Source organism: Bradyrhizobium sp. UFLA06-24 (assembly GCF_054967145.1).
Window position 1 is genome coordinate 1 of the sequence record NZ_JADFUE010000027.1, and the last position, 23,573, is coordinate 23,573.

Genomic DNA, 23,573 nt, shown 5'->3' on the forward strand with positions numbered 1-23,573 from the left:
TTCTGTCCAGCCGGCGTGTCACCATGTCCCGACTGCATTTCGCCTCCGCGCTCCTGCCCTCGGGCTGGGCCCATGACGTGCAGGTGGTGATCACCGCCGGCGCGATCGCGGAGGTGACGCCGGGCGTTGCTCCAGCCGCGGGCGACGAGCGTCACGCCATCGCGCTTCCAGGACTTTCGAGCCTGCACAGTCACGCCTTCCAGCGCGGCATGGCGGGACTTGCCGAACTGCGCGGCGATTCCACCGATACGTTCTGGACCTGGCGCGAGACGATGTACCGCTTCGCACTGTCGATGACGCCGGATGATGTCGCCGCCGTCGCGACGTTGCTCTATGTCGAGATGCTGGAGCAGGGTTTTACCCGCGTCGGCGAATTCCATTATCTGCATCACGATCGCGACGGCTCGCCTTATGCCAACCCCGCGGAGATGGCTGCGCGGATTGCGCAGGCTGCAGAAACCTCAAGCATCGGCCTGACGCTGCTCCCAAGCTTTTATGCGCACGGCTCATTCGGCGGCGCTGCGCCGCATGACGGCCAGCGCCGCTTCATCTGCTCGGTCGATCAGTTCGCCGCGCTGATGGCGGCTTCGCGCAAAGCGATTGCAAACTTGCCGGGCGCCGATATCGGCATCGCGCCGCACAGCCTGCGCGCGGTGGCACCGCCCGAGCTCGCGGCGATCATTCCGCTTGCGGACGGCGGACCGGTGCACATCCATGCCGCCGAGCAGGTGAAAGAAGTCGAGGATTGCCTGGCCTGGTCGGGGCAGCGGCCCGTGCAGTGGCTGCTGGAGCACGCACCACTCGATCAGCGCTGGTGCCTCATTCACGCGACCCATATGACGGATGCGGAAGTGATCGCCTTCGCGAAGACCGGCGCGGTCGCGGGGCTTTGCCCTGTCACCGAAGCAAGTCTCGGCGACGGCATCTTTCCGGCGCGCGAATATCTCGACGCCGGCGGCGTGTTCGGCGTCGGCACCGATTCCAATGTGCTGGTCGGTGTCGCCGACGAGTTGCGCCAGCTCGAATATGGCCAACGATTGAAGCATCGCGCGCGCAACGTGCTGTCCGGCGGCGCCGGACGTTCGACTGGTCGCACGCTGTTTGACGATGCCCTTGCGGGCGGCGCGCGGGCGCTGGCACAGCCGACAATCGGCCTCTCGCCCAGCGCGCGCGCCGATATCGTCACCCTCGATAGCATGCATCCCTCGCTGGCGGAACGCCGCCGCGATGCGCTCATTGACGGCTGGATCTTCGCGGCGGGAAGCGGCGCGATCGATTGCGTCTGGGCCGGCGGCAACAAGGTTGTCGAGGGCGGGCAGCATAAACTGCGCCAATCCGCGCGCGACGGCTTCAACGCCGCGATCCGGAGGCTCGTCGCGTGAGCCTTGCCACAGATAGCGCCGACAAGCCGACGCTCTACAAGCGCATCCGCGCCGATATCGAAAAGCGCATCCTGACGGGTGAATGGCCGCCGGGCCACCGCATCCCGTTCGAGCACGAGCTCGTGGCACGCTACGGCTGTTCGCGCATGACGGTGAACAAGGCGCTATCTGAGCTCGCGCAGGCGGACCTGATCGAGCGGAGACGACGTGCCGGCTCGTTCGTGCGCCGACCTCAGCATCAGTCGGCTGTGCTCAAGATCGCCGATATCCGCGCCGAGATCACCGCGCTCGGCCGCAGCTATGGTTACGAGCTGATCGGCCGCAAGCTGCGCGCGGCGACCGCTGCCGATCGCGCGCGTCTCGGTGTCAAGAAAGCCGGCAAGGTGATTGCGATCGCCTGCCGCCACAGCGCCGACAACGTGCCCTTTGCCGTCGAGGACAGGTTGATCGATCTGTCCTCTGTGCCATCTGCTGCGACCGCGGATTTCTCGCGCGAGCCGCCAGGCTCTTGGCTGCTTCATCATGTCCCCTGGACGGAGGCCGAGCACACGATCAGCGCCATCGTTGCAGATGATCGCACCGCAGAAGCGCTCGACATCGCCATCGGCGCGCCGTGCCTCGTGATCGACCGCTATACCTGGCGCAGCGCACGCACGATCACCGCGGTGCGCCTGCTCTATCCGGGTGACTCTCACCGCCTTGTCGCGCGATTCAAGGGAGGCTGAGGGAACGATGTCGGCACAAATCGTGCAACGTTTTCCGCAACGGCCCACAGCGGCCGACAGAGATCAACAGGACGTCAAACCTTCTGGGCAAGAGGACGATAATCATGCGTAGCTCGACAATATTTGCGACCATCATTGCGCTCACGGCCGTCACCCCGGTGCTCGCCGACGATATCAAGGTCGGAGTCGGCATCTCCGGATGGACCGGCTTTGCACCGCTGACGCTGGCGAAGGAAGCCGGCATCTTCAAGAAGAATGGCCTCGACGTCACCATCAAGAAGATCCCGCAGAAGGACCGCCACCTCGCCATCGCTTCCGGCGACGTGCAGTGCGCAGCGACCACGGTCGAGACCTGGATCTCGTGGAACGCCAATGGCGTCGCGACCAAGCAGATCTTCCAGCTCGACAAGAGCTATGGCGCCGACGGCATGGCCGTGCGCAACGACATCAATTCGATCAAGGAGCTGAAGGGCAAGACCGTCGCGGCCTCGGCGCCCGGCACCTCGCCCTATTTCGCGCTGGCCTGGATGCTGAAGAAGAATGGCCTCACGGTGAAGGATGTCACCGTGGTCAACCTCGAGCCGGCCGCAGCCGCGCAGGCGTTCGTCTCTGGCCAGAACGACGCCGCGATGACCTATGAGCCGTATCTGTCGACCGTGCGGGCCGCCCCCGACAAGGGCAAGATCATCGCGACCACGCTGGATTATCCGATCGTGATGGACACGTTCGGCTGCACGCCGAAATTCCTGACCGAGAACCCGAAGGCGGCGCAGGCCCTCGCCAATAGCTATTTCGAGGCGCTCGACATGATCGCCAAGGATCAGGCCAAGGCCTATGAGATCATGGGCGCGGACGTTAAGCAGACTGCCGAGCAGTTCGGCAACTCGGCGAAGTACCTGCGTTGGCAGGACAAGGCCTCGAACCAGAAGTTCTTCGCGGGCGACTTCCTCGCCTTCAACAAGGATGCGGCCGAGCTGCTGCTCGAGATCGGCATCATCAAGGCCACGCCGAAGATCGAGGACCTCTACGACGCCAGCTTCATCAAGTAGGCTCCGACACCCTGCTGGTCCCGCCGCGCAGCGGGATCAGCGCATGATCGCCATTCGGATAGATCTGACGATGCGTCCCCTGGATTCCGTGACATCGAAGCAACGCGTGGCCTATGGCCTCGCGTTCTTCGTGCTGTTCGTCGCCCTCTGGTCCTGGGCGACCTTTGGCGGCCATGTGTCAAAGACATTTCTCGCCAACCCACTCACCATGGTGCAGGAGGGTTACGATCTCCTGGTCAAGCAGGGCTTCCTGTTCGACATCGGCATGACGATCTGGCGCGTCGTCGGCGGCTTTGCGCTGGCCGCGATCATCGCCGTTCCGCTCGGCGTGCTGATGGGCGCCTACAAACCGATCGAGGCCTTTCTCGAACCCTTCGTCTCCTTCGCGCGCTATCTGCCCGCCTCCGCCTTTATTCCGCTGTTGATCCTGTGGGCCGGCATCGGCGAGTTGCAGAAGCTGCTGGTCATCTTCATCGGCTCGGTGTTCCAGGTGATCCTGATGGTCGCCGTGACCGTCGGTGCCACGCGGCGCGATCTGGTTGAAGCCGCCTATACGTTAGGTGCCAGCGACCGCGGCATCATCCGCCGCGTGCTGCTGCCCTCCTCCGCACCCGAGATTGCGGAAATCCTGCGCCTGGTGCTCGGCTGGGCCTGGACCTACGTGATCGTCGCCGAGCTGATCGGCTCGTCCTCCGGCATCGGACATATGATCACCGACAGCCAGGCGCTGCTCAATACCGGCCAGATCATCTTCGGCATCATCGTGATCGGACTGATCGGGTTGCTCTCGGACTTCATCTTCAAGGCGTTCAATGCCTGGCTGTTTCCGTGGAGGCTGGCATGACGATCCTCAGGATCGAGCAAGTCTCGCGCACCTTTCCGTCACGTCACGGCAACGCCCCCACGAGGGCGCTGGAGCCGACCGACCTCGCCATCGGCAACAACGACTTCGTCACCATCCTCGGCCCGTCCGGCTGCGGCAAATCCACACTGCTGCGCATCGTCGCCGGTCTCGACCGTCCGACCAGCGGACGCGTCACGCTCGACGGACGCGAGGTCACCGGCCCCGGCGCCGATCGCGGCATGGTGTTCCAGTCCTACACGCTGTTTCCGTGGCTCACCGTGCGCGAGAACATCGCCTTTGGCCTGCGCGAACGCGGCGTGGCCGAGGCGGAGCGCAACAAGGTCGCGGATGACTTCATCCGCCAGGTCGGACTTGCCGGCTTCGAGGACCACTGGCCGAAACAGCTCTCCGGCGGCATGCAACAGCGCACGGCGATTGCGCGCGCGCTCGCCAATGATCCCAAGATCCTGCTGCTCGATGAGCCCTTCGGTGCGCTGGACAACCAGACCCGCGCCCTGATGCAGGAAATGCTGCTCGGGATCTGGGAGCGCGACCAGAAGACCGTGCTGTTCGTGACCCACGACATCGAGGAAGCAATCTTCCTCGGGAGCCGCGTCATCGTCATGAGCGCCCGCCCGGGCCGCGTCAAGGCGGAGATCGCCGTGGACCTGCCGCATCCGCGCTCCTACAAGATCAAGACCACGCCCGAGTTCGTCCAACTGAAGGAACGGCTGGTCGAGGAGATCCGCACTGAGGCGTTGAAGGTTGCCGAACATGCCTGATACTCATCCCCGCGCCAATGGCGAGCGCGTCCTCGCCGATCTCAATGCGCTCCGTGCACTGGGCACCTACAAGTCCGGCGTGCACAAGCCGACCTTCTCGGAGCCGCACAGGCAATCGCTGGACTGGCTGGTGCAGAAGCTGCCCGAGGCCGGCCTCGCCGGTGCGATCGACGGCATCGGCAATATCGTCGGCACCAGCAGCAAGTCCGGACCGAAACTGCTCGCCGGATCGCACCTGGAAAGCCAGAACTATGCCGGCTGGCTGGATGGCCCGCTCGGCGTCGTCTATGCCCTTGAGGCTGCCCGCGTGCTCAACGCCGATCACTCCGTGAAAGGCGCTGTCGAAGTCGCCGCGTGGTGTGACGAGGAAGGTCATTTCGGCAGCTTCCTCGGCTCGCGTTCCTATGTCGGACAGGTGACCGAGGCGGAGATCGATGCCGCGCGCGACCGCACCAATGGCCGCGCCATGCGCGACGCGCTCAGCGACATGGGCCTCGCCGGACGTTCGCGCATCACGGTCGAGCCGGGACGGCACGTCGGATATCTCGAGGCCCATATCGAGCAGGGCGACACGCTCGAAAGCGGCAAGCTCGCGATCGGTGTCGTGACCTCCATCGTCGGCATCTGGCAGTACCGCATCAATTTCATCGGGGAGCAGAACCACGCCGGCACCACGCGCATGGCCGTGCGCAAGGATGCGGGTCTCGCGCTGGCAAAGTTCTGCGTGGCGATCGACGAGCACTTCCCGGCCGCATGCGGACCGCGCACGGTCTGGACCACCGGCCGCATCACGCTCGATCCGGGTGCGCCGAGCATCATTCCGGGTGGCGCGGAAATGCTGTTCCAGATCCGGGACGACAATCCGGCCGTGATCCCGCGGCTGGAGGAGTTGCTGCGAGCGATGGCAGCCGAAGCGAGCGCGAAGGGCCCCTGCACCGCAAACGTAGAGAAGATCCGCACCGGCGCGCCGGCCATGATGAATGCCGGCATTCAGGATGCCATCGAAGCCGCGAGCAAGGAGCTGGCCGGCGGACGTTTTATCCGCATGCCCAGCGGCGCCGGCCACGACGCGCAGATGCTCGCGACTATCATGCCCGCGGGCATGCTGTTCGTGCCTTCGATCGGGGGCATCAGCCACCACTGGACCGAAAACACTGCGGACGCCGACATCGTCACCGGCGCGCAGGTTTTCGTCGATGCGTGCCGGCGGATACTGAATCGCTAGAACGACGTACCGCCGCCGAATCTGAACTCCTGGACGATGTCGTATTTGCCCTTGGTCAGCGGCACGGCGTAGTCGAAGCGCAGCGGTCCGAACGGCGAAGCCCAGATCAGGCCGACACCGACCGAGGACCGCACCACGCTGCTGTCGTCATATTGCAATCCGCAGGTCGGGCAAGCCTTGGTGTTGACCTCGCCCGTCGCCGCCCACGAGGTCGGCCCCTGGTAGCCCCAGAGCGAGCCGGCATCGGCATAGACGGCGCCCTTCAGGCCGACTTCCTTGGGAAGGAACCAGAACGGCATCTGCAACTCCATCGATGCGCCCCAATATTTCGTGCCGCCGAGCGCATCACCGCTCGAGCCGTAGTTCCAATAGGTGATGTCGCGCGGGCCGATGCCATTCGAGGCGAAGCCGCGGACCAGGTTCGGACCCATCTGGAAGTGATCCAGCATGCGCAGCTCGTTGTTGCCGAGCTTGCTGAGCACCCCACCCTGCAGATGGATCACGCTGACGATGTCGGACACCATCGCCGTGTAGTATTTGGTGTCGAGCGCGGTCTTCAGATAGGTAACGTCACCGCCGACGCCGGCAAAATCCTGCTTGAAGTCGACGAGTAGGCCGTCAGTCGGGTTCTTGGTGTTATCGAGCGTGTTGTAGCTCAGCGTGTAGCCCAGCGCCGAGGTCCAGGTCGCGCCGTTCGCAAGCTCCTTTCGGACAGGAAGACTGGATTCGCCGTCGCCGTAGCAGCCGTAACCGTAGACGCCCGAACTGGTGGAGTTCGTGGGATCCACCCCGCCAAGGACGTTCTGGATGTAAGCCGGCGTCGGGTTGAAGGCCAACGACGTGTTGGCTGCGTTGTTGTTGCAATTGTTGTAGGGGCTGGCGAGCGTGATGCTCTGCTGATACAGCGAGTAGCGCAGTTGGAGCGACAGGTCCTCGCGCAAGGCGAAGCCCAGCCGCGGCGAGAAGCCCAGCGTCGTCACGCCGTAGCTCGTATAGCTGTTCGATTTCTGATCCTTCCAATAAGTATCGAACCCGAGCGCGATCCGATAGTCGAGCAGATAGGGCTCGACGAAGGAGAGCGATACGCCGCGCGAATACTGGCCGTAACTGACCGACGCCTTGGCATAGAGGCCCTTACCGAGCAGGTTGCGCTCGGAGACCGAGACTTCCGCAAGCGCACCGTCGCTGGTGGAATAGCCACCCGAGATCGAGAAGTCGCCGGTCGATTTCTCTTCCATGTCGACGATCAGGATGACACGGTCACTGGACGAGCCGGGTTCCGTGACGATCTTGACGCTCTTGAAGTAGTCCAGGTTCTTCAGCCGGCGCTCGGCGCGGTCGACCAGCGCGCGGTTGTAGGCATCGCCCTCGGAGAGGTCGAATTCGCGGCGGATCACGTAGTCGCGGGTGCGGGTGTTGCCGCGCAGATTGATGCGCTCGATGTAGGTGCGCGGGCCCTCGTCGACGTTGAACACGACGGAGACGGTACGCGCCTCGAAATTGCGGTCGCCGCCCGGCCGCACCACGGCGAAAGCATAGCCACGGCGCGAGGCTTCGATCTGCATTTCCTCGGTCGACTTCTCGACCGCTTCGACGTTGTAGAGCGAACCGACCGTGACGCGTGATATGCTACGCAGCGAGCCCGCGTCGAAATTGGGGATGCTGGAGCGAAAATCGACCGAGCCGACGCGGTATTGCTGTCCTTCCTCGATCTTGAAGGTGACGAGAAAGCCCTTCTTGTCCGCATCGTATTCGGTGAGTGCGGCCACGACCTGGGCATCGGCGAACCCGTTCTTCAGGTAGAAGCGGCGAATCAGGTCGCGATCGGCCTCGACGCGATCGGGATCGTAAATGTCGTTGTTGCCGAGAAAGCTGAGCAGATTGCTCTCGTGCGTCTTGATCACGTCGCGCAGACGCGCGGCCGAGTAGGCGCTGTTGCCGATGAACTCGATCGACTTGACGGCGGTCTTGGCGCCCTCCTCGACCGTGAAGACGAGATCGACGCGGTTATTCGGCTGCTCGATGATTTCGGGGGTGACGTGCACGTCGTAACGCCCCGAGCGGCGGTAGATCTCGGCGATCCGCAGCGTGTCCGACTGCACCATGGCGCGCGAGAAGGTGCCGCGCGGCTTCGACTGGATTTCGGCGGAGAGCTGCTCGTCCTTGATCTTCTTGTTGCCCTCGAACGCAACGCGGCCGATCACGGCGTTTTCCACCACCGACACGACGATATGACCGCCGGCCCTGTTGACCCTCACGTCCTGAAACAGGCCGGTCTCGACCAGCGCCTTGAGGCCGTCGTCGAGGGCGACCTGATCGAACTGGCCGCTGGCGTTGGCGTTGAAGTAGGAGCGAACCGTCTCGGCCTCGACGCGGCGATTGCCCTCGACCACGATGGCGTCCGTGGCTTGCGCCGCCGAGACCGGCTGCGGCAACAGCACCATCGGAAGTGAAATTGCAACCGACACACCACTCACGACCGCCGCAACAAGCCAGGCCCGCAAAAACGACATTCCACACCTCAAGAGCACCTGACCTGCTCTGAAACGGGAAAGCTGTGGCCACGGTGTGGCTTCAGGATTGCTGTACTGTTTCTGGGCATTGAGATTGATTGACGCGCCAGCACGCGTGCCCCGCAGGCGGGGCGTTTGCGCCAAAAGCCAGCAACATTGGGCAAAACAAGGCTTGTTTACAAGGCCACAAGGCCGGTGCGAAAGGCGCGGACGTCGCCAACGCGCATGGGATGCAAGCATTGAAGCCAATCGTCTCGACCAGCCTGGCGCTGGTCGCAGTTTTCACCACGACCATGATTTGCAACGCAGACACGGTCCGCAAGCGCGACCGGTCGCAGCCGTCGACAGAGGCCGTCTACGACTACGGTCCGTACGGCCCGAACCGTGCCTATCAATCCGGTCCGCATACGCGCATCTATGTGAGCAAGCGCTCCTGGTTGGATGGCGGCACCGAAGTGCTGCCCGGCGACCGGAAGTTCAGCGATTACGCCTATCCGCCTGGCACGTCATTCGCCCGTCCGAACAACAATCGGCCGCTCGACCGGCAGCCACTCAGCCCGGCCTCCGACCTCGGCGGGTTTGAACAAAGGATTCCGCTCGCCTGGTAGCCGGCTCGACCGATTGGCAGTTTCGCCAGTTGAACCAGCCGACGCGCCTCGGCATGGAACCAAGATGCTGATTCGTGCCTTGATGACCAAGGAGGATCAACATGGCACGATCAGCATGGAAACGTCCCGGCTCCCCCATTGGCAAGAAGGGACCGCGCAAGGCAAACCCCTCGTACAAGCGCCGTTCGCGTCAACCGTGGTCGACGGCCGACGTCAGGATGTTGCGGCAGCTTGCGAAGGGCAACACGCCCACCGGCGTCATGAGCATCAAGCTTCAGCGCCCGATCGCAGCGATCCGCAGCAAGGCGCATCGCGAGGGCATCTCGCTGAAGCCGGTCAACCGGTCACCCTATAACCGGCGGACGACCCGCCCCCGTGCGGCGAAACAGCGACGCTGACGGAGCAAGCCCGGCCTCCCGCGAGGCCGGGCTCCCACGCGCCGGAACTGCAACGCGAACTATTTCGGCGCATTCGTCCGCGACCTCGAGGCAACAAGATCGAGGCGGTCACCTCTACCGTCAGGGGCAGCTTCTATTCATGAACGATCTCGAATGGCGCGCGTCCTGATTGGTACTTCCGGCTGGCATTATGGCTCCTGGCGTGGGCCCTTCTTCCCCGAAGGCCTGCCGCTGAAGCAGCAACTGCAGTATTACGCCAGCCAATTCGACACCACGGAGCTGAACGGCGTGTTCTACCGCACGCCGACGCCGGAAGCGGTCGAGGCGTGGCGAGAACAGACCGGCGGCGATTTCGTCTTCGCCTGGAAGGCCTCGAAGTTCATCACGCACTGGAAACGCTTAACCGATCGGTCCCAAAACAGCCTCGAGCTGTTGGAGGATCGCATTTCACTGCTGCGGGACAAGGTGGGGCCGATCCTGTTCCAGCTGCCCCCGCAATTCGAGGCGAATGCCGACAGGCTCGGCTCGTTCTTCAAGCTGCTGTCACGAAAACGCCGCTACAGTTTCGAATTTCGTCATCCGAGCTGGTATCAGCCTCGCATCCTGCGAATGCTGGCCGACGAGAACATCTCGCTCTGCTTGTCGGATCATCACGATGCGCCGGCACCCTGGAAGCGCACGGCGGACTTCGTCTATGTGCGCGGTCACGGTCCGAGCGGGCGCTACCACGGGCACTACACGAAGCCGGCACTCGTACAATGGGCGAAACGCATCAATTCGTGGAAGCGTCAAGGCTGCGACGTCTATGTCTATTTCGACAACGACCAGAAGAGCGCCGCGCCGGCCGACGCGCTGAAGCTGAAGGCGCTGCTTTAAAGCTATGGACCACCGGCAACGGAGCCGGCAATGACCATGGCGAGCTCGGCGAGATCGATCTTGCCGTTGACGACCAGCTCCTCCGCGCCGCCATTATCCACCTTCAGCGCCTGCGGCCGGTTGGCGGCCTGGCGCTTGAGTTCGCCAGCGATGGCTTCCTTGAGTTTCTCTTCCAGCATGGGACGACCTCACGCCGCCATGGCGCGGCAGGACTCGGCGCAGGCGCGGCACATGGCGACACATTCGTCCATGCCACCGACCCGCTCGCAATCCTTCGCGCACTCCGCGCAGATCTCGGCGCATTCCCGGCAGGTGTGCTTGTGGTGCGGCGTGTTGATCAACATGAAATGCGCCGATGTGCGGCACATTTCCGCGCACGCCATCATGAGACGGAAATGCCTGGGCTCGACGTGCTTGCCGCCGGTCTCAAGGCAATGGTTCATGGCAATGCCAAGGCACGTCCGGTAGCAGCTCAGGCACAGCTCGATACAGCGGGTCATCTGTTCCGTTTGGGCCATGGTCTCTCCAGCTGTCGCTTTTCCAACCAGTCAAAGCCAGCCGGCGCCCATCGTTCCCGGGCTCAGACCCATCATTTCGGGTTGGGATCTTCAAGTCCGGGCCCCGGCTCATCGCGCAGTTCCCGTGCGAGTCGGACGGCATTTCCGAGTGCCCGCGCCGCATTCAAAACCTGGTGTTGAAACCCGCGATCTTCATCCAGCTCGTGATGCGAGGTGGCGTATTTCTCCATGTAGCCGACATAACCGTCCATCTCGCCGAAGCGTCCCGACGAGACCAGATGCATGTCGGTCAGCCAGTCGGACAGAGCGCGGCGCACGCCTTCCGCACCAGTGCTGTCGCCGTGGACAACCAGACCGAAATGCCGGCCGGCGAGATGGCGCGGATACGGCCAGCCCTTCAGCTCGATCGCCTTCGCTTCGGCAGCTTTCTTGCCGTGGGTCGAGGTCGGATCCGGATTGCCGCCATCGGCACAAACCAGGCGATCCATCATCGCCTTGAGCCCGCCCGGGACGTGATACCAGTTCACTGGGGTCACGATCAGGATGCCGTGCGCCGCCACCCAGAGCGGATAGATCTCGTTCATCCAGTCGCTGGTTTGGCCGAGTGAATAGTTCGGGTAGCAACTGCATGGCCAGTGGCAGAGCGGCATCGCCGTCGAGACGCAGGATTTGCAAGGATGGATCTTCTTGCCGAATTCCGAAGTCAGGCGGGAGAGATCGAGAATGTCGACGGCAAATCCCATCTCGACAAAAACCGGCTCAGCCAGCTTGACCATGCGCCAGGTCTTCGACATTTCGCCGGGACAGGTGTGCTCGCTGCGGGCGGAGGCGTTGATGATGAGGATGCGCGCAGGCATGCTGGTGTCGTCGTGGCGGCGCTGGGCATCCAGCACCGCCGCGCGGGTCTCCAGCCAGTCGATGGACAAGTCGTAGTTCGGGTCGGAAAAGCCAGCGCCCGCCTTCCGCGTCAGCGGCGCCTTGCGCGAATTGCTGTAGGCGTCCCAGGCGGCGCCGATGATCGCGTCGAGCTCGCCCTGAAGCGGCGTGAAAGCGGGATCGACGAACTCCCGTCTGTAACGCCGCTCGAACTCTTCGCGCGACAGTTTGACGGGCGGCATCCCCTTGCGAACGTCGAGTTCCGTCATGCCGGGCCCTCGGTGAGTGGGTGCGATCCCACCAACCCAGGATCGGACGTGCGGTTCCCGAGGTATCAAAGGCAGGAACCCGCGCGATCGCGAGGTGCTCGAGAGGCTGCGCAAGAACAAGCGGCCGGTCGTCCGGCTACTCGCGCCAGAACTCGTCCAGTTCCTCCGAGGTCACGAGATCGACCTGACCGTGGAAGCGCGTTCGGTACATCGTCATGAGCGCATCGTGACCGACATCCGACGAGCTGCACAGCGCATCCTCCACAATGACGACCCTAAAGCCGAGATCGACGGCGCTCAGCACCGTCGAGAGGACACAAACGTCCGTCTCCGCGCCCGATATCACCACGGTCCCGATGCCGAGCTCAACCAGCAAACTTGCCAGCGCGGGATTGCTGAACGCCGAGTAAGCCGGCTTGTCGACGATCCGGAGCGGCGGCACGTAACGTGCCAGAGGCGGCACGAGCTCGAGCGCGGACGGCGGGAGATGATCGCGCGTCGCCTGGTGCCAGCGCCGAAAGTAGCTTTGCCACTGGCCCGGCCGGTCCTCGGGGACTTTCGGCGTGATGAAGCGGGTGAAGATCGTTCGCGGCTGATGACGCGAAACGATATCGACGATCGTCGGCAGGACGCGCTCCATCCAGGGAGTTGCCCAAAGACCGCCGGGAGCGAAGATGTTCTGCATATCGATGCACAGATGGACTGCATCCCGGATTTCGGCAACCTGCGACTGGCTGTCCCTCATCGTCCTCCACCGCCGCGACCGGCGGCTCTCTGCGCGTTGGCGCGTCCAGCTTAGGAACCCGCGTCACGCCGAGGCGTTCCATCCGGGTGCAGAAGACAGCCGCATCGGCGTCGGCATCGTCGTCGCGATCTCCGCGCCGACTGCGCTTGCGATACGAACTGCCGAGGCTAGCGGGCTGACGCTCATCGGCATCGCACGCGGCAGCGATTTCGAGATTTTCAGCCATCCCGCGGGCGTCTGTCGTTGAACACCGCCAGGGACGAACCGAGTGCGACCACTCTTGGTCCCGCCGATCAGACATGCCGCTCTGGATCTTCCGAACAGAATTTGACCCGCTGCAGGCCTAAATCAAGATATATTGCGGGATCGGGGCCTTCCGCGGCGCGAGTTCGGCCAAGCGCAAACCCAGGCAAAAGACTTGTCGAGCATTGGCAGAGGCCGGGTCAGTCCAGCTTGATCCAGACCCCTTTCGTGTTCAGGTACTCGTCGAGCTGCTCGGTGCCGCCCTCCCGGCCATAGCCGCTCATCTTGTAGCCGCCGAAAGGCAATGCAGGGTCGATGGCGTGATACGTGTTCACCCAGACCGAACCCGCCCGCAGACTGCGCGAGACGATATGGGCCTTGCTCACGTCGCGCGTGAAGACACCCGCCGCAAGCCCGTAGGGCGTCGCGTTGGCGCGTTCCACGGCTTCATCGAGCGTATCGAACGGCAGCGCGGAAATGACAGGACCAAAGATTTCGTCGCGAGCGATCTGCATGTTGTCGGAAACGCCTGCGAACACGGTCGGCTGCACGAAATTGCCCTTGGCGAAATTACCCTCTCTCAGTCTCCGGCCTCCGGTCACGACCTTCGCGCCCTCGTCACGTCCGCTGTTCAGGAAACCTTCGACCTTGTCGAGTTGTCGCTCGGAAACGAGAGGTCCGATCTCGGTCGAGGGATCCGCTCCGTCACCGATCTTCAGGGCCGAAGCGAATTTCCCGAGCCGCTCGACCAACTCGTCGTGGATCGACCGTTCGACGAACAGGCGGGAGCCGGCGATGCAAATCTGGCCCGAATTGGCAAACGCCGCCATTGCCGCAATCGGGACGGCCTTGTCGAGGTCGGCATCGGCGCAGACGATGACCGGCGACTTTCCGCCGAGCTCGAGCGACACCCGCTTGAGATTGCCAGCGGACGCACGAATGATGGCTTGTCCGGTTGCAGTAGATCCCGTGAAGACAATCTTGTCGACACCTGAATGCTCGGCAAGAGGCGCGCCCGCCTCCGCCCCGGTCCCGGTCACGACATTGACGACGCCGGGCGGCACTCCCGCCTCGTTCATCAAATCCGCGATCAAGAGCGGCGTCAGCGGCGCTTCTTCGGACGGCTTCAGCACGATCGTGCAGCCGGTCGCGAGCGCCGGCCCGATCTTCCAGACCGACGCAGCCGTGGGCGCGTTCCAGGGGATGATCGCGCCGACGACGCCGACCGGCTCCTTCCGCGTGAACGAGACGATGTCGCCCGGGAGCGAATTGTCGATCGTCTGGCCATGAATCGCGGTGGCCATGCCGGCGTAATATCTGAGCATGCCGAGCACGCGAAGCTTGTTGGCCCACGTCCTGACGATCGGCATGCCCATGTCCGCCGTGTCGGACTGGCTGATCTCTTCCCAGTGCTTCTCGAACAGGTCGGCGATACGCAGGAGCAGAGCCTGTCGCTCGAACGGTTTGAAGCGGCTCCAGGGCCCGGCAAAGGCGCGACGGGCGGCCCTGACGGCGATGTCGATATCGCCGGCATCTCCGCGCGGGACGCGACCGATCACTTCCCCGGTCGCAGGGTTGCGCGTCTCGAAGACTTGCCCCGAGCGGGCCTCGACCCACGCGCCATCGACGAACATCTTGCGCGTTCGGCCGTCCACAGGAAATCGGATGTCGGTCTTTGTCGTCATTGGGTTAGTCTTCCCTGTCTCAACACTTATTCTCTCTAGGCTGCCGGTTTCGTCTTCCGAAGGAGCCGCACCAGGTCGGAAAAATAGGCGTGGCCATGGCCGCTCTCGACACCGCCGCGATGGCGGCGCCCACGCCGTCAGCAATCGCCTTGGATGCCCCGGAGTTTACCCGCCATCGTCCGGCAGTAGGAGATATTCTTTAGCGCGGCGGCCATCCGCAAAGTCGAGTCCCGCAGCGCCGTCGAACAATCGACGATAACGCACCCCTTGCGGAGGCGCGACAAAATGCCTGCCTCGCCGGTGAGGATCGCTTCAACTTGAGGGGCCCGTCACGCAAAGAATGATGACATCCGAGGCGTCCGCCTGGCTCTGTAGCAAGCGCGCCTACGATCAATACCTCGCGTTGGTAGAGGCTAAGTTCGCCGCGATGCCGATCGGCGCGGAGGAGGACCGGCGTGCGTTAGGAGCAGAATAGGTTGGATTCCAGGTGAAGGCGTTCACCGGTCGCCCAGGCCTCAATGGTTTGATCGCTGCGGGCTTTCTGCGCTACGATCCGATCGTCTACGAGGATTTTCTACCCGTCAGCGCGGCAGGAATCTTCCAGTCGAAGCTCGGCACCGAACAGCAGCGGAACTACGCCGCACGTTCCAATCGGGCTATGTTCGAAACCGCGCTCGGCGCCGAGGTCCGCGATGAGATGAAGCTTTACGCGCAGGCAGAAAGGGTCTTTCTGGTCCAGCTCGAGTTGCCGCACCTCGCACGGCAAGCCATGGCCTGATCGAACCGCACTTTAACCGTCTAAGAGAAAACCCCCATGACGACCACAACCGCAACCCGCACCATCAACTCCCTGGCGGGCGAGGCAGACACGCTCCTAGGCTCACTCGGCGTCAAGCGCAGCCGGTACACCGGTGGCAAGCTGATTGCACGATCGCCGATCACCGGCGAGATCACGGGCCATGTGAACGAGATCGGCGCCGCCGACGCGCAGGCGGCAATCGACAGGGCGCATGCGGCCTTCCTCGAATGGCGGCTCGTGCCTGCCCCGAAGCGCGGCGAGCTCGTCCGCCTTCTTGGCGAGGAGTTGCGCGCCAGCAAGCAGGCGCTCGGCAGGCTTGTATCGATCGAAGCCGGCAAGATCGCGTCCGAGGGCCTGGGCGAGGTCCAGGAGATGATCGATATCTGCGACTTCGCGGTAGGCCTGTCGCGCCAGCTCTATGGCTTGACCATCGCAACCGAGCGCAGCGAGCACCGGATGATGGAAAGCTGGCATCCGCTCGGCGTCACAGGGATCATCTCGGCGTTCAACTTCCCCGTCGCGGTATGGTCATGGAACGCGGCGCTGGCGCTGATTTGTGGCAACAGCATCGTCTGGAAGCCGTCCGAGAAGACGCCGCTGACGGCGCTTGCGACGGAGGCGTTGCTCAATCGCGCATTGGAGCGATTCAAAGCGGAGGGCGGCAAGGCACCGGACGCGCTGTCCGCCGTTCTGTTTGGTGGTCGCGACATCGGTGAGATCCTGGTCGATCACGCCAAGGTGCCGCTGGTCTCGGCGACCGGTTCGACGGCAATGGGGCGTATCGTCGCACCGCGCCTCGCCAAACGCTTTGCGCGCGCGATCCTCGAGCTGGGGGGCAACAACGCCGCAATCGTCACGCCGACAGCCGACCTCGACCTGACGCTGCGCGGGGTCGCGTTTGCCGCCATGGGAACGGCAGGCCAGCGCTGCACGACGCTGCGCCGCCTCTTCCTCCACGAAAGCATTTATGACACGTTCTTGCCGCGCCTAAAACGCGCCTACGAGTCCGTAACCATCGGCGACCCGCTCAAGGACGGCACCCTGGTCGGTCCACTCATCGACGCGGCAGCCTTCGCCTCGATGCAGAAGGCGCTGAGCGAGGCGCGCGCCGCAGGGGGCAAGGTATTCGGCGGCGAGCGCGTTCTCTCCGACGGCGCCGATGAGGCGTATTATGTTCGCCCGGCGCTGGTCGAGATCTCAGAACAGACTGGCCCTGTCGTGCACGAAACCTTCGCGCCCATTCTCTACGTGATCAAATACCGGGATTTCAATGCGGTGCTCGAATTGCACAACGCAGTGTCGCAGGGCCTCTCGTCCTCAATCTTCACCAACGACCTGCGCGAAGCCGAAGCCTTCTTGTCAGTACGTGGATCGGATTGCGGGATTGCCAACGTCAATATCGGCCCATCTGGCGCCGAAATCGGCGGCGCCTTCGGGGGTGAGAAGGAAACCGGTGGTGGACGCGAGTCGGGCTCGGATGCCTGGAAGGCCTACATGCGCCGCGCGACCAATACCGTCAATTTCGGCCGCACATTGCCGCTCGCCCAGGGCGTCAAGTTCGACGTAGCCTAGAGATGCGTGCCAGCGCATCGCAAGCGCAACTGCGCAACTCTCGTGAACGCGAAACAGTCAAGTTAGCGTGGACGGCAACGTCCCCCCGAGCAACAGATCTCTCGGGCGTCGTTTTGCTCGCTAAAGCGTGCTAATCTGCGACGGTCACCCAATCCGCCTGCACCGCGCGACCTCCGCGCTGTATCTCACGCTGCGAATGTACAGGGAGAGACAGAGCTAAGGCAGGTGTGTGACATAGTCCCGACCACAGCAGGGATCGGTCAACCGAAGTTTCCAATCAAAAGGGCCGTTCTGAAGTACAAACCTTCCAAGCAATTGATGTGCTTGGTGGGCGCACCAGGGCTCGAACCTGGGACCCGCTGATTAAGAGTCAGCTGCTCTACCAACTGAGCTATGCGCCCGAAAGGCGGTGAATGCCTTGCGAGGCCGGTCGTTTAGCAAAGCGATCCGGGTCTGGCAAGCGATGTAGCGCATGTTTTCCAAGGTTCTTCCACAGCCCCGGAAAAGCGAAAAGCCGCTGGATTCCAGCGGCTTCTCAGAGGTTAATACCCGGAAAATCCCGGTCGGCTCAAAGCCGCCCTTCCCGATCAGGGCCGTCATCGCGGTCGCCGCCGCGGAAGTGGTCCATGCCATGGCCCATCATGCGGTCCATGAAGTGCCGGCGCGGGCCGTCCTCGCCGCCGCCGAACGGGCCGCGGTGGTGGGTCAGCACGGCGAGACGGCGCTTCTGGCCGTCATCAAGGGTCTTGTAGAGCGGATCGGCGGCGTCCGCGATCTTCTTCAGCGCTGCTGAGCTCGCGCCCATGTCGTCGGCACGCTCGCGCAGACGGGCGATTGGATCGTCCTGCCTGTCGGCGTCGGCAGGGCCGGCGTTCATCCGCGCATTGGCGCGGTCGATGCGCAGCTTGGCGAAGTCGCGCACGGCGGCCTCGACCGGCGGCCACAGCTTCTCCTGGTCGGCGTTGAGCTTCAGCCCGGCATGGACGGCGGCGATCCGCGCGTCGACGAAGGCGGCACGGTCTTCAGGGTTCATCCGCATGTGGTGGAAGTGCTCCATCCACGGACGATGGTATTGGGCGTAGACCGCGCCCGAGCCGGCGATGCTGAGCACGGCGATGGCGGCGATGGTGAACTTCCTCATAAGAACCTCCTCTGGAAGGACGTCCGTGAAGATGAGCGCCGGCAGGCTGAGGTGCAACTTACAACTTGGACAGACAGGGGGATCTTACGAAGATGTAACGCCCGATTTTACCTCCAGCCGCAACCGGAAATCATTCGCAACAAAAGGGCTTCCGTGCATCCCGCACGGAAGCCTTCATTCATCAACGGTAAAGCTCGGTCCGTTGTGCTAGTTCGTCGTGCTCTTGGCCACTTTCTGAAATTCGTCGATCAGCGGCTGGCCGACGCGGCCTGCGGCATCCTTGTAGACCGGCTCCATCGCCTTGCGCATCGCCTCGTCCTGCTCGGCCGTGAGCTTGATGATCTCGCTCTTGCCGCTCTTCTTGATCTCGGCGAGCGCGTCGTCATTCTCCTTCTGCGACTGTGCATTGTTGAAATCGGTCGCTTCTTTCATCGCCTTCGACAACTCGTCGCGGATGTCCGCCGGCAGATCGTCCCAGAACTTCTTGTTCACGATCACGACGTAGCCGATGTAACCGTGATTGGTCTCGGTGATGTACTTCTGCACCTCGTGCATCTTCTGGGTATAGATGTTCGACCAGGTGTTCTCCTGGCCGTCGACGACGCCGGTCTGCAGCGCCTGGTAGACCTCCGAGAACGCCATCACCTGCGGCAGCGAGCCGAGCGCCTTGAACTGGGCCTGCAGCACGCGCGAGGACTGGATACGGAATTTGACTCCCTGATAATCCGCCGGCGCGATCAGCTTCTTGTTGGCGCTCATCTGCTTGAAGCCGTTGTCCCAATAGGCGAGCCCGGTGATGCCCTTCGGCTCGAGCAGCTTGAGCAACTTGGCCCCGAGCGGGCCCTCCGTCACCTTCCGCAGCGTCTTCAGATCAGGGAGGATGTAGGGCAGATCGAACACCTCGAATTCGCGGATGCCGAGCGGTCCGAACTTGGAGTTGGACGGCGCCAGCATCTGCACGCTGCCGAGCTGCAGCGCCTCGAGTTCTTCCTTGTCCTTGTACAGCGTCGAGTTCGGATAGACCTCGACCTTGACCTTGCCGTTCGTGTACTTCTCGGCGAGCTCCTTGAACTTCTCGGACGCCTTTCCCTTCGGCGTGTCGGTCGCGACGACATGGCTGAACTTGATGATGATCGGGTCGGCGCTGGCGGGGCCGGCAAGCCCGAGTGCCAGAGCCGCGACGGACGCCGCGATCGCGAAGGTGCGCATGATGTCTCCCTTGTTATTCTTTTGGGCAGCCAGAACACGGCCGCCTATCCTCTAGCCGGAAACATCAATAGCGGCTCACGCACCGAGCCGCTATTGGCCGTTAGCAGGGCAGCTATTCATGAACGCGAGCGCCCGCTGCGCTCCCTCTCCCGCTCTCGTCCGCCGAAGTCTTAGCGAAGGTGGATGCGGGAGGGGGCGAAGCAACCAGCGTCAGCTCGCCGCCGCAGTCGTCACGGTGTCGCGCTGACGCTTCATGACGATCTTGTTGAGCGCGCCGAGATAGGCCTTTGCCGAGGCGACCAGCGTATCAGGATCCGCCGCGCGGGCCGTCATCGAACGTCCGTCCTGCGACAGCCGCACCGAGACCTCCGCTTGCGCATCGGTGCCTTCGGTGACCGCGTGAACCTGGTACAGCTCGAGCTTGGCATCGTGCGGGACGAGGCGCTTGATGCAGTTGAACACCGCGTCCACTGGACCGTTGCCCTCGGCTTCCTCGATCTTGATCTGGCCGTCGACGTCGAGCTTCATGGTCGCGCGCTGCGGGCCATGGGTGCCGGCGATCACGGTGAGCGAGGTCAGCTTGATGCGGTCGTGCGAGGCCGCCATCTCCTCGTCGACCAGCGCCTCGATGTCCTCGTCATAGATATCCTTCTTGCGGTCGGCGAGCGCCTTCATCCGCGTGAACGCATCTTCCAGCTGGTTCGGACCGAGCTTGTAGCCCATCTCCTCCAGCTTGTGCACGAAGGCATGGCGGCCGGAGTGCTTGCCGAGCACCAGCGAGGACTGCTTCAGGCCGACCATCTCGGGCCGCATGATCTCGTAGGTGGAGGCGTCCTTCAGCACGCCGTCCTGGTGGATGCCGCTCTCATGGGCGAAGGCGTTACGGCCGACGATGGCCTTGTTGTACTGGACCGGAAACGAGGTCGCGGCCGACACCAGCTTCGAGGCGCGGGTCAGCTGGGTGGTGTCGATCTTGTTCCAGTAGGGGAATTTGTCGTTGCGCACGTTGATCGCCATCACGATCTCCTCGAGCGCAGCGTTGCCGGCACGCTCGCCGATGCCGTTGATGGTGCACTCGACCTGGCGCGCGCCACCGACGACGCCCGCCAGCGAGTTCGCAACGGCCATGCCGAGGTCGTTATGGCAGTGCACGGAGAACACGGCCTTGTCGGAGTTCGGCACGCGCTCGATCAGCGTCTTCATGAAGTGGGTGTATTCCTCCGGCACCGTGTATCCGACCGTATCGGGGATGTTCACCGTGGTCGCGCCGGCCTTGATGACGGCCTCGACGATGCGGCACAGATAATCCATCTCGCTGCGGGTGCCGTCCTCGGCCGACCATTCGACGTCGTCGATCTGGTTGCGGGCGCGGGCGACCATGGCGACCGAGGTCTCGATCACCTGCTCCGGCGTCTTGTTCAGCTTCACCCGCATGTGCAGCGGTGAGGTCGCGATCACGGTGTGGACGCGGCCGCGCTTGGCGAATTTCACGGCTTCGGCGCAGCGGTCGATGTCGGCGGGATGGGCGCGTGACAGGCCGGCGATGATCGAGTTCTTGGAGCGGCGGGCGATCTCGCTCACCGCCTGGAAGTCGCCTTCGGAGGTGATCGGGAAGCCGGCCTCGATGACGTCGACGCCCATATCGTCCAGCAGCTCGGCGACCTCGAGCTTCTCCTCGAAGGTCATGGTGGCGCCGGGGCACTGCTCGCCGTCGCGCAGCGTGGTGTCGAAAATGATGACGCGGTCCTTATCGGACTTGTTCGCGGGGGCCATTATCAGATTTCCTTTTGAGCTTTCGCGCCGTCAGTTCTAAGGGGCGCTTGAGGTGTCCGGTGATCTCGACCAACCCCTGAGCGCCCAGGCGCGTCGCGCCCAGCCGGCCCTCAGGGGCAAGTAAGAAGAAGGCCGCCAAGAAGGAGGGTGGGCAGCAGCGCGGCCGGGATCGTGGCGGCGGCCCGAGCCACCTCCCCCAAAATCCCATCGATTTGGCCGCGAATCAGCATTGCCAGACCCGTTTAAGCCCCAAATTCTCGGTCAAAACCGTTGACGGTTGGTTGCCGGGAAGGCTCGGTGCGTCGTTTCTAGACGAGAAATGGCAGCAACTGCAACGCCAAAAAATGGTCAGGAAGACTGACCTGGTTGGCGTGCGGGACGCGCGACGAAGCGATCGACCCTGCGGCCGGGTGTTTTACCCCTCCGCAATGCAAGGAATCATGGCGCTCGCAGCTGGCTCACGAAGGACCGACGCCGCCTACCCCGCGCGACGCGAACGCGCTCTGCTCTCCCAGCGATCCAGCATCTGGCCGAGTTCACCGAGCGCTGGGGATGGCGTCTCATTGGTGTTGGCGGGGACCGTGGGGCTGAGCCAGTCCGGCTGCGTGTAGCCGCTCGAGCGGCGCGCTGCGGCACGCCGTCTGCGCGACTTCAGATCGCGCGTGAAATAGCCGGCCGCATAGGCGATCCCGAGCAGCACGATCAATGTGATGATGCCTTGTACCATTTGGCAGCGACCTCTCTCCCAAAGTTTTCTGCGCAGCAATAGGGGCGACGTCAAGGCTTGACAGGGTCCAAAGTGAGGCCCGGTGAACCTCGCCGAATGAGACGCATCGTCTTCTCATGCACAGCCCAACAGCCTGCGCAAATGTCGCGACATCGTCGGTGACTATCAGTCAGCTGGCGCAGAACGAATTTGGCAACATCAAGGAGATCGCGCGGAGAGGCTGCAAGTCTAGCGCTCGCAACCAGCCGCAGACCGGGCTAACCTTTGCTCCGCTCGGCCGGATCAACCGGCCAGCCTGATATGACCTTGGGAGGACGCGAATGACACGCCAACAGCAGCGTGAGCAGGATGTTGCGCTTTCACGGCGGACGCTGGTGCAAGGGCTTGCGCTCGGTGCCGCGAGCGCGGTGGCCGGAACGGGCACAGCGCTGGCCCAGAACGGACCTGCCGCCCCGCCGACCACGATCACGACCCCGCCGCGCGACTTCGGCCCTCATGGCGCGCCGACCACCTATTTCTGGGACCCCGACGTCATCGCGGTCGATCCGTCCTTCAACAATCTGGCGCAGCCCAACACCGCGATCAAGCGGCTCTACACCGGCGTGCTCTGGGCCGAAGGCCCGGCCTGGAGCGCGCAAGGACGCTATCTCTTGTGGAGCGACATTCCCAACAACCGGCAGATGCGCTGGAGCGAAGATGACGGCCATGTCAGCGTGTTCCGCACGCCATCGAACTACAGCAACGGCAACTCGTTCGACTTCCAGGGCCGCCAGCTCTCCTGCGAGCATCTGACGCGGCGGGTGACACGCTACGAGAACGACGGCACCGCCACGATCCTCTGTGACAATTATAACGGCAAGAAGCTGAACTCGCCGAACGACGTCGTCGCGCATCCTGACGGCAGCTACTGGTTCACCGATCCCCCCTATGGCGGCCAGCTTTACGAGGGCGAGCCCGATGCGGGCGGCAAGCTCAATCCCAGGATCGGGCAGCCGGCCGACTTCATGCCGAAGAAGCGCGAACTGCCGACCAATTGCTATCGCATCGACGCTAACGGCCGCGTCGATCTCGTCGTCAGCGAGGACCAGGTGCCCGACCCGAATGGCCTGTGCTTCTCGCCCGACTACAAGAAGCTCTACGTCGTCTCGACCGGCAAGGGACCAGGCGACACCGGCCCCGGCGGCAAGGGCGAGATCTTCGTGTTCGACGTCGGCGAAGACAACAAGCTCTCCAACATGAAGCTGTTCTCCGATTGCGTGATCGACGGCATCAAGTGCGGACCCGACGGCGTACGTTGCGACGTCAACGGCAATGTCTGGGCTTCGAGCAATGCCGGCCGCGCGGTCGGCTATAACGGCGCGACGGTGTGGTCGCCTGAGGGCAAACTGCTCGGTCGCATTCGCCTGCCGGAAGTCTGCGGCAACATCACCTTCGGCGGCCCGAAGCGCAACCGCCTGTTCATGGCGGCGAGCCAGTCGCTCTACGCGGTGTATACGGCGACGCAAGGTGCAGGGCCGGGCTGAGCCGGCCGGGATTGAATTGCAACGAGGCGCCAGCGTACCCCGCTGGCGCCTCAGACTTGCGCCCAAGACTGCCCGTTCAGAAGGTGAAAGG

At 63.4% G+C, this 23,573-nt stretch carries 22 protein-coding genes, 1 tRNA gene and 2 pseudogenes; 13 read left to right on the forward strand and 12 right to left on the reverse strand.

Features of this window, described 5'->3' with window-relative positions; translation table 11 throughout:
- The first annotated feature begins 23 nt into the window (after positions 1-23).
- From IF809_RS21625 to IF809_RS21650, 6 genes are all read left to right on the forward strand, one after another.
- Complete coding sequence (locus IF809_RS21625) at positions 24-1,382, forward strand: formimidoylglutamate deiminase (RefSeq protein WP_462838503.1); 1,359 nt, start codon at positions 24-26, stop codon at positions 1,380-1,382.
- The gene (hutC, locus tag IF809_RS21630; RefSeq protein ID WP_128964844.1) at positions 1,379-2,107 is read left to right on the forward strand and encodes a histidine utilization repressor; all 729 of its coding nucleotides are present in this window, start codon (positions 1,379-1,381) and stop codon (positions 2,105-2,107) included. Before IF809_RS21625 ends, hutC begins: the two co-directional genes overlap by 4 nt.
- 104 nt (positions 2,108-2,211) lie before the next feature.
- Positions 2,212-3,156: an ABC transporter substrate-binding protein gene (locus IF809_RS21635; protein WP_462838453.1), complete on the forward strand. Its 945-nt coding sequence runs from the start codon at positions 2,212-2,214 to the stop codon at positions 3,154-3,156.
- 70 nt (positions 3,157-3,226) lie between these two features.
- Positions 3,227-4,000, forward strand: coding sequence for an ABC transporter permease (locus IF809_RS21640; RefSeq protein WP_128969210.1), 774 nt, complete (start codon positions 3,227-3,229; stop codon positions 3,998-4,000).
- On the forward strand, positions 3,997-4,782 hold the full coding sequence (locus IF809_RS21645; RefSeq protein ID WP_462838454.1) for an ABC transporter ATP-binding protein: 786 nt from the start codon (positions 3,997-3,999) through the stop codon (positions 4,780-4,782). The genes IF809_RS21640 and IF809_RS21645 overlap by 4 nt, the downstream gene beginning before the upstream one ends.
- Positions 4,775-6,007, forward strand: a complete 1,233-nt coding sequence (locus tag IF809_RS21650; RefSeq protein WP_462838455.1) for a hydantoinase/carbamoylase family amidase — start codon at positions 4,775-4,777, stop codon at positions 6,005-6,007. The genes IF809_RS21645 and IF809_RS21650 overlap by 8 nt, the downstream gene beginning before the upstream one ends.
- On the opposite strand, the gene bamA is transcribed toward IF809_RS21650, so the two are convergent.
- A complete protein-coding gene (bamA, locus tag IF809_RS21655; protein ID WP_462838456.1) occupies positions 6,004-8,520 on the reverse strand; it encodes an outer membrane protein assembly factor BamA in 2,517 nt (838 codons plus the stop codon). The genes IF809_RS21650 and bamA overlap by 4 nt on opposite strands.
- A 293-nt stretch (positions 8,521-8,813) precedes the next feature.
- On the opposite strand from bamA, the gene IF809_RS21660 reads away from it, so the two are divergent.
- From IF809_RS21660 to IF809_RS21670, 3 genes are all read left to right on the forward strand, one after another.
- Positions 8,814-9,128 (forward strand): hypothetical protein, encoded by a 315-nt coding sequence (locus tag IF809_RS21660; protein ID WP_462838504.1) that lies wholly within the window; start codon positions 8,814-8,816, stop codon positions 9,126-9,128.
- A 101-nt stretch (positions 9,129-9,229) separates the two neighbouring features.
- Positions 9,230-9,526 (forward strand): hypothetical protein, encoded by a 297-nt coding sequence (locus IF809_RS21665; protein ID WP_128964839.1) that lies wholly within the window; start codon positions 9,230-9,232, stop codon positions 9,524-9,526.
- Between the two features lie 153 nt (positions 9,527-9,679).
- Positions 9,680-10,402, forward strand: coding sequence for a DUF72 domain-containing protein (locus IF809_RS21670; protein ID WP_128964838.1), 723 nt, complete (start codon positions 9,680-9,682; stop codon positions 10,400-10,402).
- 2 nt (positions 10,403-10,404) lie between these two features.
- On the opposite strand, the gene IF809_RS21675 is transcribed toward IF809_RS21670, so the two are convergent.
- The 4 genes from IF809_RS21675 to IF809_RS21690 all read right to left on the reverse strand — a co-directional run bounded on the left by IF809_RS21675 (position 10,405) and on the right by IF809_RS21690 (position 12,810).
- The gene (locus IF809_RS21675; protein WP_462838457.1) at positions 10,405-10,581 is read right to left on the reverse strand and encodes a hypothetical protein; all 177 of its coding nucleotides are present in this window, start codon (positions 10,579-10,581) and stop codon (positions 10,405-10,407) included.
- Between the two features lie 9 nt (positions 10,582-10,590).
- The gene (locus IF809_RS21680; RefSeq protein ID WP_462838458.1) at positions 10,591-10,920 is read right to left on the reverse strand and encodes a four-helix bundle copper-binding protein; all 330 of its coding nucleotides are present in this window, start codon (positions 10,918-10,920) and stop codon (positions 10,591-10,593) included.
- 71 nt (positions 10,921-10,991) lie between these two features.
- The gene (locus tag IF809_RS21685) at positions 10,992-12,065 is read right to left on the reverse strand and encodes a flavodoxin family protein (RefSeq protein ID WP_462838459.1); all 1,074 of its coding nucleotides are present in this window, start codon (positions 12,063-12,065) and stop codon (positions 10,992-10,994) included.
- Between the two features lie 136 nt (positions 12,066-12,201).
- Positions 12,202-12,810: a cysteine hydrolase family protein gene (locus IF809_RS21690; protein ID WP_462838460.1), complete on the reverse strand. Its 609-nt coding sequence runs from the start codon at positions 12,808-12,810 to the stop codon at positions 12,202-12,204.
- A 62-nt stretch (positions 12,811-12,872) separates the two neighbouring features.
- Between IF809_RS21690 and IF809_RS21695 the strand changes: the two are divergent.
- A pseudogene (locus IF809_RS21695) lies at positions 12,873-13,057 on the forward strand (formate dehydrogenase accessory sulfurtransferase FdhD); the annotation flags it as partial.
- A gap of 196 nt (positions 13,058-13,253) precedes the next feature.
- Here IF809_RS21695 and IF809_RS21700 read toward each other — a convergent pair.
- Both IF809_RS21700 and IF809_RS21705 read right to left on the reverse strand, forming a co-directional pair.
- Positions 13,254-14,738, reverse strand: coding sequence for an aldehyde dehydrogenase family protein (locus tag IF809_RS21700; RefSeq protein ID WP_462838461.1), 1,485 nt, complete (start codon positions 14,736-14,738; stop codon positions 13,254-13,256).
- Between the two features lie 137 nt (positions 14,739-14,875).
- Positions 14,876-15,022, reverse strand: coding sequence for a hypothetical protein (locus IF809_RS21705; protein ID WP_373291518.1), 147 nt, complete (start codon positions 15,020-15,022; stop codon positions 14,876-14,878).
- A gap of 239 nt (positions 15,023-15,261) precedes the next feature.
- On the opposite strand from IF809_RS21705, the pseudogene IF809_RS21710 reads away from it, so the two are divergent.
- Both IF809_RS21710 and amaB read left to right on the forward strand, forming a co-directional pair.
- Positions 15,262-15,516, forward strand: a pseudogene (locus IF809_RS21710) (2-oxoadipate dioxygenase/decarboxylase family protein); the annotation flags it as partial.
- A 36-nt stretch (positions 15,517-15,552) separates the two neighbouring features.
- Positions 15,553-17,109: an L-piperidine-6-carboxylate dehydrogenase gene (gene amaB / locus IF809_RS21715; protein WP_128964833.1), complete on the forward strand. Its 1,557-nt coding sequence runs from the start codon at positions 15,553-15,555 to the stop codon at positions 17,107-17,109.
- Positions 17,110-17,434: 325 nt separating this feature from the next.
- On the opposite strand, the gene IF809_RS21720 is transcribed toward amaB, so the two are convergent.
- From IF809_RS21720 to IF809_RS21740, 5 genes are all read right to left on the reverse strand, one after another.
- Positions 17,435-17,510: transfer RNA gene (locus IF809_RS21720), tRNA-Lys, on the reverse strand.
- Between the two features lie 167 nt (positions 17,511-17,677).
- Complete coding sequence (locus IF809_RS21725; protein ID WP_462838462.1) at positions 17,678-18,250, reverse strand: Spy/CpxP family protein refolding chaperone; 573 nt, start codon at positions 18,248-18,250, stop codon at positions 17,678-17,680.
- A 207-nt stretch (positions 18,251-18,457) separates the two neighbouring features.
- Positions 18,458-19,459, reverse strand: a complete 1,002-nt coding sequence (locus IF809_RS21730) for a TRAP transporter substrate-binding protein (protein WP_128964831.1) — start codon at positions 19,457-19,459, stop codon at positions 18,458-18,460.
- A gap of 210 nt (positions 19,460-19,669) precedes the next feature.
- Positions 19,670-21,232 carry a 2-isopropylmalate synthase gene (locus tag IF809_RS21735; protein ID WP_128964830.1) on the reverse strand — a complete coding sequence of 521 codons (1,563 nt, stop codon included), beginning with the start codon at positions 21,230-21,232 and terminating at the stop codon, positions 19,670-19,672.
- Between the two features lie 478 nt (positions 21,233-21,710).
- The gene (locus IF809_RS21740) at positions 21,711-21,959 is read right to left on the reverse strand and encodes a hypothetical protein (RefSeq protein ID WP_453982522.1); all 249 of its coding nucleotides are present in this window, start codon (positions 21,957-21,959) and stop codon (positions 21,711-21,713) included.
- Between the two features lie 320 nt (positions 21,960-22,279).
- Here IF809_RS21740 and IF809_RS21745 point away from each other — a divergent pair, with 320 nt between their 5' ends.
- Complete coding sequence (locus tag IF809_RS21745) at positions 22,280-23,482, forward strand: SMP-30/gluconolactonase/LRE family protein (RefSeq protein ID WP_462838463.1); 1,203 nt, start codon at positions 22,280-22,282, stop codon at positions 23,480-23,482.
- Positions 23,483-23,573 lie beyond the last annotated feature (91 nt).

Bases quoted from the DNA above. Each gene is read 5' to 3' on its own strand.
- IF809_RS21675 (WP_462838457.1), bottom strand. From the start codon at position 10,581: ATGCTGGAAGAGAAACTCAAGGAAGCCATCGCTGGCGAACTCAAGCGC.
- IF809_RS21725 (WP_462838462.1), bottom strand. From the start codon at position 18,250: ATGAGGAAGTTCACCATCGCCGCCATCGCCGTGCTCAGCATCGCCGGC.
- IF809_RS21685 (WP_462838459.1), bottom strand. From the start codon at position 12,065: ATGACGGAACTCGACGTTCGCAAGGGGATGCCGCCCGTCAAACTGTCG.
- IF809_RS21625 (WP_462838503.1), top strand. From the start codon at position 24: ATGTCCCGACTGCATTTCGCCTCCGCGCTCCTGCCCTCGGGCTGGGCC.
- IF809_RS21665 (WP_128964839.1), top strand. From the start codon at position 9,230: ATGGCACGATCAGCATGGAAACGTCCCGGCTCCCCCATTGGCAAGAAG.
- IF809_RS21650 (WP_462838455.1), top strand. From the start codon at position 4,775: ATGCCTGATACTCATCCCCGCGCCAATGGCGAGCGCGTCCTCGCCGAT.
- IF809_RS21660 (WP_462838504.1), top strand. From the start codon at position 8,814: ATGATTTGCAACGCAGACACGGTCCGCAAGCGCGACCGGTCGCAGCCG.
- IF809_RS21740 (WP_453982522.1), bottom strand. From the start codon at position 21,959: ATGGTACAAGGCATCATCACATTGATCGTGCTGCTCGGGATCGCCTAT.
- IF809_RS21735 (WP_128964830.1), bottom strand. From the start codon at position 21,232: ATGGCCCCCGCGAACAAGTCCGATAAGGACCGCGTCATCATTTTCGAC.
- IF809_RS21635 (WP_462838453.1), top strand. From the start codon at position 2,212: ATGCGTAGCTCGACAATATTTGCGACCATCATTGCGCTCACGGCCGTC.
- IF809_RS21730 (WP_128964831.1), bottom strand. From the start codon at position 19,459: ATGCGCACCTTCGCGATCGCGGCGTCCGTCGCGGCTCTGGCACTCGGG.
- IF809_RS21670 (WP_128964838.1), top strand. From the start codon at position 9,680: ATGGCGCGCGTCCTGATTGGTACTTCCGGCTGGCATTATGGCTCCTGG.
- IF809_RS21680 (WP_462838458.1), bottom strand. From the start codon at position 10,920: ATGGCCCAAACGGAACAGATGACCCGCTGTATCGAGCTGTGCCTGAGC.
- IF809_RS21640 (WP_128969210.1), top strand. From the start codon at position 3,227: ATGCGTCCCCTGGATTCCGTGACATCGAAGCAACGCGTGGCCTATGGC.
- IF809_RS21645 (WP_462838454.1), top strand. From the start codon at position 3,997: ATGACGATCCTCAGGATCGAGCAAGTCTCGCGCACCTTTCCGTCACGT.
- IF809_RS21690 (WP_462838460.1), bottom strand. From the start codon at position 12,810: ATGAGGGACAGCCAGTCGCAGGTTGCCGAAATCCGGGATGCAGTCCAT.
- IF809_RS21745 (WP_462838463.1), top strand. From the start codon at position 22,280: ATGACACGCCAACAGCAGCGTGAGCAGGATGTTGCGCTTTCACGGCGG.
- bamA (WP_462838456.1), bottom strand. From the start codon at position 8,520: ATGTCGTTTTTGCGGGCCTGGCTTGTTGCGGCGGTCGTGAGTGGTGTG.
- IF809_RS21700 (WP_462838461.1), bottom strand. From the start codon at position 14,738: ATGACGACAAAGACCGACATCCGATTTCCTGTGGACGGCCGAACGCGC.
- amaB (WP_128964833.1), top strand. From the start codon at position 15,553: ATGACGACCACAACCGCAACCCGCACCATCAACTCCCTGGCGGGCGAG.